At 28.8% G+C, this 528-nt stretch carries 1 protein-coding gene; it reads right to left on the bottom strand.

Translation table 11 applies throughout. The annotated features are described in order from the left end of the window. The coding region (locus HMPREF9073_RS09150) for a hypothetical protein (protein WP_157453510.1) at window positions 1-322 on the bottom strand (322 nt) is incomplete at its 3' end. Window positions 323-528 lie beyond the last annotated feature (206 nt).

The raw sequence follows: 528 nt of genomic DNA, 5'->3' as shown, positions 1-528 counted from the left end.
TAGGAGTTAACCTTATACTCTTTTCGCACTCATCTTCATACCTAAAATAGAGAACTCCATCACACACAGCTGTAAGGATTTTCTTTGTTCTTATTCCTCCTTGCGGGTATTTTACATAGGTATTCAATACTAAAAACTCATCATCTAAATAAAATCTTCCTCTTTGAGTTCTATTAGGAACACTCTTCCAGCCATAAAAATAATAAATCTTTCCTGTAGAAGAAAACTTACAAGAGATAGAGTTATAACCTGTTTGCAGATACTCAATTTTATAATATTGAGTAGTATCTATCAATGAAAAAATATTTTCTGTAATGATCATATCATTACAATTTTTATATCTACTTCTATTCATCATTTGGCAAGAAAAAGTATTTGCCAATACTGAGACGAAAAATGATATATAGAAAACTTTTCTTACCATGATGTAAAAAGATTATAAGTTCTGTACTGATAAAAGGTTTCCTATTTTTGTGAAGAACTATTGTTGATTATATTTTGCATTGATAGGAGTTAACCTTATACTCT

It is taken from the genome of Capnocytophaga sp. oral taxon 326 str. F0382, from assembly GCF_000318295.1.
In the GTDB taxonomy this organism is placed as follows: Bacteria; Bacteroidota; Bacteroidia; order Flavobacteriales; family Flavobacteriaceae; genus Capnocytophaga; species Capnocytophaga periodontitidis.
The sequence above is the reverse complement of the archived record's forward strand: the minus strand, read 5'-3'. Positions and strand labels throughout refer to the sequence as shown.